A 248-nucleotide genomic window follows, 5' to 3' on the forward strand; every position below is an offset into this window, starting at 1 on the left:
TTGCGTTGTATTATCTATAAACCCTAATCGAGGTGATTGGAAAAGCGTGGCTAATAACCTTACCCACCGATTATAATTTATTTCATAAACTTCGTTCATATTTTTCTCAATAGCTGTTGTAAACAATTGATAAATGCTCTCTACATACATATGTAATGTTGGGTAAATTGTGGATCTTTGGTATTTAGTCAATGCAAATTGCAAATTAAAAATTTCATCATCAATTTCTTTAATTAAATCTTGTAGTA

1 protein-coding gene is annotated in these 248 nt (G+C 29.0%); it reads right to left on the reverse strand.

Translation table 11 applies throughout. From position 1 onward, the window contains the following. The coding region (locus SB775_RS32385; protein ID WP_410865395.1) for a hypothetical protein at window positions 1-248 on the reverse strand (248 nt) is incomplete at both ends.

The organism is Peribacillus sp. SIMBA_075, from assembly GCF_046534585.1.